The following is a 7,019-nucleotide window of genomic DNA, read 5'->3' on the forward strand; positions in this document are numbered from 1 at the left end:
GACGACACGTGGCGGGAGCGGCTCGGGGCGTTCGAGCGGGCGTGGGCCTGGGCCGCCACGGCGACGTGGCTGGCGGCGCAGGAATCCACCGACACCAACGCCCTGCAGCAGCGCGTCGTCACGATCGAGGACGAGATCCACGCGCAGGTCGGCACCCTCGCCGCCCGGCGCGCGTGGGATTACGCCGCCTCTCCGGAACGGCTGGACGGCACCGCGAAGGCCGACCTGACGCAGTACGCGCAGCTGGTCAAACGCGGCGGCAAACTGAGCGGCAAGTACGCCGCGGAGCGCAAGGCCGACATCCGCAGGGCGATGGAACGCTGCCGCCCCGCGGTGCCGGTGTGGATCATGCCGCTGTACCGGATCGCCGAGCAGTTCCGGGTCCAGCCGGACATGTTCGACGTCGTGATCGTCGACGAGGCGTCCCAGGCGGGGCTGGAGGCGACCTTCCTCCAGTACCTCGCGCCGAAGATCGTCGTCATCGGGGACGACAAGCAGGTCTCACCCACGGCGGTCGGCGTCGATCAGCGGGAGCTGCGCGACCTGGCCCGCCAGTACCTCACCCACGACCGCTACCGCGCGTCCTGGGAGGACCCGAAGCGCAGCCTGTTCGACGAGGCGAAGATGCGCTACGGCGGTCTGATCACGCTGACCGAGCACCGCCGCTGCGTGCCGGAGATCATCGGCTTCTCCAACCGGATCGCCTACGAGCCGGACAACATCCGCCTCGTCCCGGTGCGCCAGTACGGCAGCGACCGGCTCGACCCGATCCGAGCCCTCCACGTCGAGGACGGCTACCAGGCGGGCAACAAGACGAACCCGGCCGAGGCCGAACGCCTCGTGGCGCAGGTCGAGGAATGCCTGAACGACCCGCGCTACGACGGGAAGACGTTCGGCGTCATCTCCCTGCTCGGTCAGCAGCAGGCGAAGTACATCCAGAACCTGTTGATGGAGCGGATCCCGGGTCCGGAGTGGTCCGCGCGGGATCTGCGCTGCGGCGACGCGGCGGACTTCCAGGGCTCCGAGCGGGACGTGATGTTCCTGTCGATGGTCTCCGTGGCCGAGGAGGGCAGGCGGCTGGCCGCGTTGACGGCCGACATGTACGTGCAGCGGTACAACGTCGCGGTCTCCCGCGCCAAGGACCAGCTCTGGGTGTTCCACTCGCTCGGCCGGGACGAGCTGCACAACCCCGAGGACATGCGGTTCCAGCTGTTGGACTACTGCTACGGGGTGATCAACCGGGAGGAGTCCGGTGCCGAGGGCGCCGCCGACGGCGGGGTGCGTCCGGTGCCGGAGGACACGCCGGTGGCGCCGTTCGACTCGCTGTTCGAGCAGCGCGTGTACAACCGGATCATCGACCGCGGGTACACCGTGCTGCCGCAGTACGAGGCCGCCGGGTACCGCATCGACCTGGTGGTGCTGGGCGGGCAGACCCGCCTGGCCGTCGAGTGCGACGGCGACGAGTGGCACGGCCCCGATCAGTTCGAACACGACCTCGCCCGGCAGCGCGATCTGGAACGGTGCGGGTGGCGGTTCTTCCGCATCCCCGAGTCCCTGTTCTACGCCGACCCGTCGGCGGTGCTGAGCGGACTGTGGGACCTGTTGCGGGACTTGGGAATATACCCGTCCGGCGGTGGACCGGCCGCGGCACCAACGTCCGTTGTGGACGGTACCGGGATGGACATCTCGGACGGTGCCGTCAACACGGATCCGGTGTCCGGACCGGCTTCATCCTCCGCACCGGGAACCGTCCTGGAGAACGCTGCCCCGGAGGTCGACACCGTTCCCGTTCCCGAGCCCGTTCCCGAGCCCGAGCCCGCGACGGAGACCGAGCTCGAGACGGAGACCGAGACGGGTACCAGGGCTCCGGTGGGCCGCGCGGCGGCGGGAGTAGAGGGTGCGGTGGAAACCGGATCCGCGGCGGGAGCGGAGGCCGAAGCCGATGCGGACACGGACGCGGCCACCGACGCCGACACCGGTGAGGAACCGCAGGCGCACGGCACCGGGACGGAGCCCCACCGTGCGGACGCCCCCCGAGCCCCCGAACCGTACGTCGAGTTCCGGGGCACGGTGGCGTCGGTGCAGGCGGTGCGCGGCACGATCCTCGCGGGCCTGCGCGAGATCGTCGCCGTGGAGGGCCCGATCACCGGCGACCGGCTCCGCCAGGTCTACGTCCGCGCCTCCGGCGGGCAACGACTCGGCAAGCAGATCGTCAGCAAGCTGAACTCAGTGATCAGCTACGCCGTGCGGCAGGGCGAGCTGGTGCGGGACGACCCGTTCGGCCGTGCCGGGGTCAAGCCCGCCGCCTTCCGGCTCCCGGAGCAGTCACCGGAGCCGGTGCGGGAGGTCGGCCCCCGGTCGGTCGAGGAGGTGCCGGTGCGCGAGCTCGCCGCGCTCATGCGGCGCGCGGCCGACGTCGACCGCGACGACGACGAGACGGTGCTGCGCGCCGCGTTGCAGGCGTTCGGCATCGGGCGGCTGTACCAGCGCACCCGGGAGCAGCTGCTCCCAGCGCTGGAACTGGCCCGACAGCGGCACTGACAGCCGTACGATCGCCGCGGCGGGCAGGTCCGGTCCGGCATGCTCGCACGGTGGGATCCGAAGGAAAGCGAGATCCAGCGTGGCCCCCGCACCTACGTTGCGGACGCCTGGACGCGGCTGTGCGAGTGCCTGCACGCGCAGGCGGCCGGAGGGCACGTTGTTGTCCCTGCACCATGCGGGTCTGATCGCCCGCTACTGGGTACGTGGCGGCCACGATTTCTTCCCCGGCCTCCAGCAGGCCGCCCGCGCTATGCCTTACCAAGCCGACTCTCCTGGTATGTGATGTGCGGCCGACCTATAGCTGGACAGGCGCAACGAGTCGATGTCCGTCCGCCGAACCCGGCCACTGGGCTTGCGTCAGCGAGAGGGCAGCACGCGTCGCATGACGACAGAGGTGATGCCAAGCCAAACCACGGTGAGCGCGGCCATGGCCAAAGCGAGGGTCACCGTGCCCGTGCTCAGGGCCGTGCCACCCCGGCCGTCCGCAGTCGCGAGCACCACCAGAACACCGAGTGCATCGGTGGCGATCGCGAAAATCCACATGGCGAGCGCCAGCCGCCGAATGCTTCCGTAGAATCGGAGATCGAGCTCCAGGGTGGTGCGAGCACGTGTGCCAGTGATCGCCACGCCAACCCCGACGGACAGTAGACTCAGCGCTCCGCCGCCAAGAAATATCAGGCCGATGTAGAACAGTGGGTTAGCTGCTATGGGTGCGGTAACGCCTAGCCAGATCAGTGTCACAAATACGACGATAGTGAGACTGATTGTGACGCTGGCAAAGAATCGCGCAGTGGAACGAATTGCTATCACTGCATCACGTTCCAATCGGACTTCTCCTGCATGGCGCCGGTATTTGACATTGCCCAACTCTCGCCAAGGTCATGTACCTTTTGCGATATGGTGGTCTGCTCGGTCGAGATCGTGTTCGTCAGTGACTGAAGCGACGTGATCGCAGTACTAACAAGCCCAATTGCGACGCCGGCTGCACCAGCGAGAGCGGCGATAGCGGCGGGGATACCCACGACAGTGGCCGCGCCCACAATTGCACCGGCCACGCCGACCAAGAAAGTTACAGCCGCAATAGTTATCGCTGTCCAGAACGTCTCGATTCCGTTGCCGAGGTTGTCCAGCGAACTACGCAATTGGCTAGCCAGGTCCTTTACCGAGTCTAGTCCGTCGACTTGTTCTGGTACTGTGGCTTTGTATGCTTCCGCTCCCCGGCCCTCCCAGTCCAAGTTGGTCTGCATCTTATCGAGGCTGACATTGCCGGCGACGTCGCCGATGACGTTGCTGACTTTGTTGATCCAGTCTTCGGCAACCTGGTGGAGTCGGGTCGGACTCCCTGGCTGGTCGAATAACTGGTTGACTCGGTCCCAGAACTCGTTTATCTTCTGTCGCAGATCATTCATACCGTGCTGAATAGGCTCGATTAAGTTCGAGGCCCAGTCGGGCACCCAGCTCAAAGTATCGTTGACTTTTTCGAAGAACTCATCGATTTTCCGCTGGAGCTCGTCGAGCTTGTCGTTCGCCTGCCCGATTGCACTGCTCGTCACGTTAAATTGTCCAATCGCCTATTAGTTGTCGAGAACGTCTTTGATCCGCTGTTGATTGTCGGTCTCGGTGTACCCGTACAACTCGGCAGCTTTTCGTAACGTGCCTGCGAGATTGCGAAAATTTTGTATCGCTTGAGTCAGCATATCTTCCAGGGCGCTTTGCGCGCTAGCGTAGGCAGTATCGATGCCCCTGTCGACACCGTACATCGACACGTCGCGGCCCGTCAGTCCGAGCGAACTGATCGCCTTCAGGGGCGCGTCTAAATCATCCGCCGCATCATCCCAGATATCCGCGTCGGACTGTAGGGCGGTTACCGCCGTCTTGACGTCAACCATGTGCTACTTCCTCTCAGTGGGGTCGGGGTTTGTCGGCATGCCGAGTCGTCGCATGAGCCGACCAGGGTCTGCGGCCAAACCCATTAGTTCGGAAATCGCGCTACCGCTCGGGCCTCCGGCGATATCACCCGGGGTGCTGGCTTTGTGTAGACCTTGTAGGACTTCGATGAGTTCTGTTTCGATTTCCGTATGCCGGGCTCGGCCTGCCCACGCGCTGTCGATGTCCAGTGTGAGCACCTGGCCGCGCTGAGCTGAGCCGCGGACATGTCCGCCGGCACTTTCTATCCGCACTGGATGGTCGATAATGGCTGACAATTTCGCGGTGAACTCGTGAAGCTCGGCGTCAACAGCATTGAGTAAACGCTCCACGTCCTGAGTGCTCAATGCTGACTCGCCGCTGCCAGCGTCGTTCGACGGGGCGGCTGCTGCTGAAGAGTCTACCTCTTCAAGGTTGCGGGCGAGTGCGTTCAGCGTTGCGGTGTTCGCGGCCGAAAGCACGCTTGTGTGGAGGGCACGTGGGTCGACCGTTTGACGCCATCGTGGTGACAGCCGCACGGCGACGACAGCTGCCTCAGGTGATACGACCACCTGGACTATTTGGTCGGCATCCTGCCCGACCAGTGTGTCCCCTGGGTCGGTGGCGTTGTCGGACCGTCTTCCCGTCTCTTCGTACTCCCAGTCCTCGGCTTCCTCGAAGCCCCACCTCCGGTCGTCCATGTCGGGAACCTTACGACAGCCTGCTCAGAGAGCGTAGAGACTTGTATCAATTTGCCTAGAAGCTTCTGCTGAGGAGTGCTCTTCCACTGCGTTTCGGTGGTCTGAGCGGTCTACGAACCTGAGCGTGTGGATGATCGTGCCTACTCGCGTCCTTGTGCGCCGCCACCATCGACGTCGATGTCGTCCGGAATCGCAGTTCTGATCCACGACGTGTGATCTACTGCCTGAGCTGACCTGCGACGTGTGTCGGACGTCCCGCGCAGCGCGGGATCGGTGGCCCCATCGGCACTTTCGCCGGTTCCCCCGCGAACCCGGTGACGCGCACCGTCTCTGGCTGCTTCCTTGAACGCCGAACCTGACTCCTCAGGCGCAAGGAGGCACCGGAATGAAACGGCTGATGAGCCGCGTCCTCGTCGCGGCGACGGCGCTGTCGCTCGCCGCCCTGGTGGCACCGACCACCGCCGCCGCGCAGACCGGCGGCACGGGGCCCTACCCCGCGAGCTACGACACCACGCTCACCCTGCCCGACCACACCGTCTACCGCCCCGACACGCTCCCGACCGACGAGAAGATGCCGATCGTGGCCTGGGGCAACGGCGCCTGCCGCGCCGACGGGACGTGGTTCGAGAACATCCTCACCGAGTTCGCCTCGCACGGCTACCTGGTCATCGCGAACGGCGAGCCCGGCGGGTCCGGCTCCACCGACGCCGACATGCTCATCGACGCCGTCGACTGGGCGATCGAGCGCAACTCGCGGCCGTGGAGCGACTACTACGGCAAGCTCGACACCGACAACATCGCGGTGATGGGCCAGTCCTGCGGCGGCCTGGAGACCATGGAGGTGGCCGACGACCCACGCATCACCACCACCGTGATGTGGAACAGCGGCCTCATGAGCTCGTGGGACAAGCGCCTGCTGGACGACCTGCACGCGCCGATCGCCTACTTCATCGGCGGCCCCGAGGACATCGCCTACGACAACGCCATGGACGACTGGAGCCGCCTGCCCGCCGACCTGCCCGCGTTCATGGGCAACCTCGACGTCGGCCACTACGGCACGTTCGAGGAGCCCAACGGCGGCGAGTTCGGCCGGGTCGGCGTGGAGTGGCTGGACTGGCAGCTCAAGGGTGACCCCGATGCGCGCGTTCAGTTCGCCGGCCCGAACTGCGGCCTGTGCCAAACCGAGTGGGACGTCCAGCAGAAGAACCTGAGCTGACCCCCTCCGCGTCCCGTCCGCTCCGAGCGGCGACCGGGGTGTGCCGTGAAGGACCCCTTCCCTGCGTTGCGTGCAGTGAAGGGGTCCTTCGCTGCGTTCGGTGCAGGCAGGGAGTCCTTCACGGCACACTCCCTCGGTGTGATCCGCGCCGAGGGGCGGCGGTGACGTCCGCGTTGCGCAGTAATGTTCGGTCGGCGTCGCACGACACACCACCGACGCGGACGAACGGAGGTCTCCATGACCGCATACGACAAGCCGCCCGGGCCGCGGTCGCACCCGACGTCGGGCACGCCGGGCACCCTCGCGGGGCGCTGGTACTTCGTGGTCACCGTCGCGTCGATGGGAATTCTCGCCTGGGTGCCGTTCGCGCACGCCGCGGTCCGGCTCCGCCGTCCCTCGGACAAGCGACTCACCGCGATCTACGGTGCCGCCACGCTGGTCCTGTTGATCCTCGTCGCTGTGACTCCCACCGACCCCGCGACGGGCGAGGCGCCGGAGGGTGACCCGATCAGCGTCATCGGCGGGTTGCTGGCACTGACCGTCATCGCCGCCGCCTGCGTCCAGCAGACCCGCCTGCGCCGCGAGGTCTACGGCGCCGGCCGGCCCGAGCCCGCACCGGCCACGCCCGCCGCGTACCAGCCGTCAACGTCGGCGCC

The 7,019-nt window shown here is 66.4% G+C and carries 6 protein-coding genes and 1 pseudogene; 3 read left to right on the forward strand and 4 right to left on the reverse strand.

Annotated features, from left to right (window positions below; translation table 11 throughout):
- Window positions 1–2,541 (forward strand): AAA domain-containing protein (locus SACPADRAFT_RS0215700; protein ID WP_007025779.1); only part of this gene is annotated, 2,541 nt, incomplete at its 5' end.
- A gap of 357 nt (window positions 2,542–2,898) precedes the next feature.
- Here SACPADRAFT_RS0215700 and SACPADRAFT_RS0215705 read toward each other — a convergent pair.
- From SACPADRAFT_RS0215705 to SACPADRAFT_RS30675, 4 genes are all read right to left on the reverse strand, one after another.
- Window positions 2,899–3,282: a hypothetical protein gene (locus SACPADRAFT_RS0215705; RefSeq protein ID WP_233357192.1), complete on the reverse strand. Its 384-nt coding sequence runs from the start codon at window positions 3,280–3,282 to the stop codon at window positions 2,899–2,901.
- 65 nt (window positions 3,283–3,347) lie between these two features.
- Entirely contained in the window at window positions 3,348–4,094 is a 747-nt protein-coding gene (locus SACPADRAFT_RS0215710) for a hypothetical protein (protein WP_007025777.1), read from the reverse strand.
- A gap of 21 nt (window positions 4,095–4,115) precedes the next feature.
- Window positions 4,116–4,430, reverse strand: a complete 315-nt coding sequence (locus tag SACPADRAFT_RS0215715) for a hypothetical protein (protein WP_007025776.1) — start codon at window positions 4,428–4,430, stop codon at window positions 4,116–4,118.
- A 3-nt stretch (window positions 4,431–4,433) separates the two neighbouring features.
- Window positions 4,434–5,147 (reverse strand): hypothetical protein, encoded by a 714-nt coding sequence (locus SACPADRAFT_RS30675; protein WP_007025775.1) that lies wholly within the window; start codon window positions 5,145–5,147, stop codon window positions 4,434–4,436.
- Window positions 5,148–5,532: 385 nt separating this feature from the next.
- Between SACPADRAFT_RS30675 and SACPADRAFT_RS0215720 the strand changes: the two genes are divergently transcribed.
- Together SACPADRAFT_RS0215720 and SACPADRAFT_RS33050 are read left to right on the forward strand one after the other, a co-directional pair.
- Complete coding sequence (locus tag SACPADRAFT_RS0215720) at window positions 5,533–6,363, forward strand: poly(ethylene terephthalate) hydrolase family protein (protein WP_007025774.1); 831 nt, start codon at window positions 5,533–5,535, stop codon at window positions 6,361–6,363.
- 237 nt (window positions 6,364–6,600) lie between these two features.
- A pseudogene (locus SACPADRAFT_RS33050) lies at window positions 6,601–7,019 on the forward strand (hypothetical protein); the annotation flags it as partial.

This window comes from Saccharomonospora iraqiensis subsp. paurometabolica YIM 90007, assembly GCF_000231035.2.
In the GTDB taxonomy this organism is placed as follows: Bacteria; Actinomycetota; Actinomycetes; order Mycobacteriales; family Pseudonocardiaceae; genus Saccharomonospora; species Saccharomonospora paurometabolica.

Excerpts from the sequence above, each read along its gene's own strand:
- SACPADRAFT_RS30675 (WP_007025775.1), bottom strand. The coding sequence starts at position 5,147 with ATGGACGACCGGAGGTGGGGCTTCGAGGAAGCCGAGGACTGGGAGTAC.
- SACPADRAFT_RS0215720 (WP_007025774.1), top strand. The coding sequence starts at position 5,533 with ATGAAACGGCTGATGAGCCGCGTCCTCGTCGCGGCGACGGCGCTGTCG.
- SACPADRAFT_RS0215715 (WP_007025776.1), bottom strand. The coding sequence starts at position 4,430 with ATGGTTGACGTCAAGACGGCGGTAACCGCCCTACAGTCCGACGCGGAT.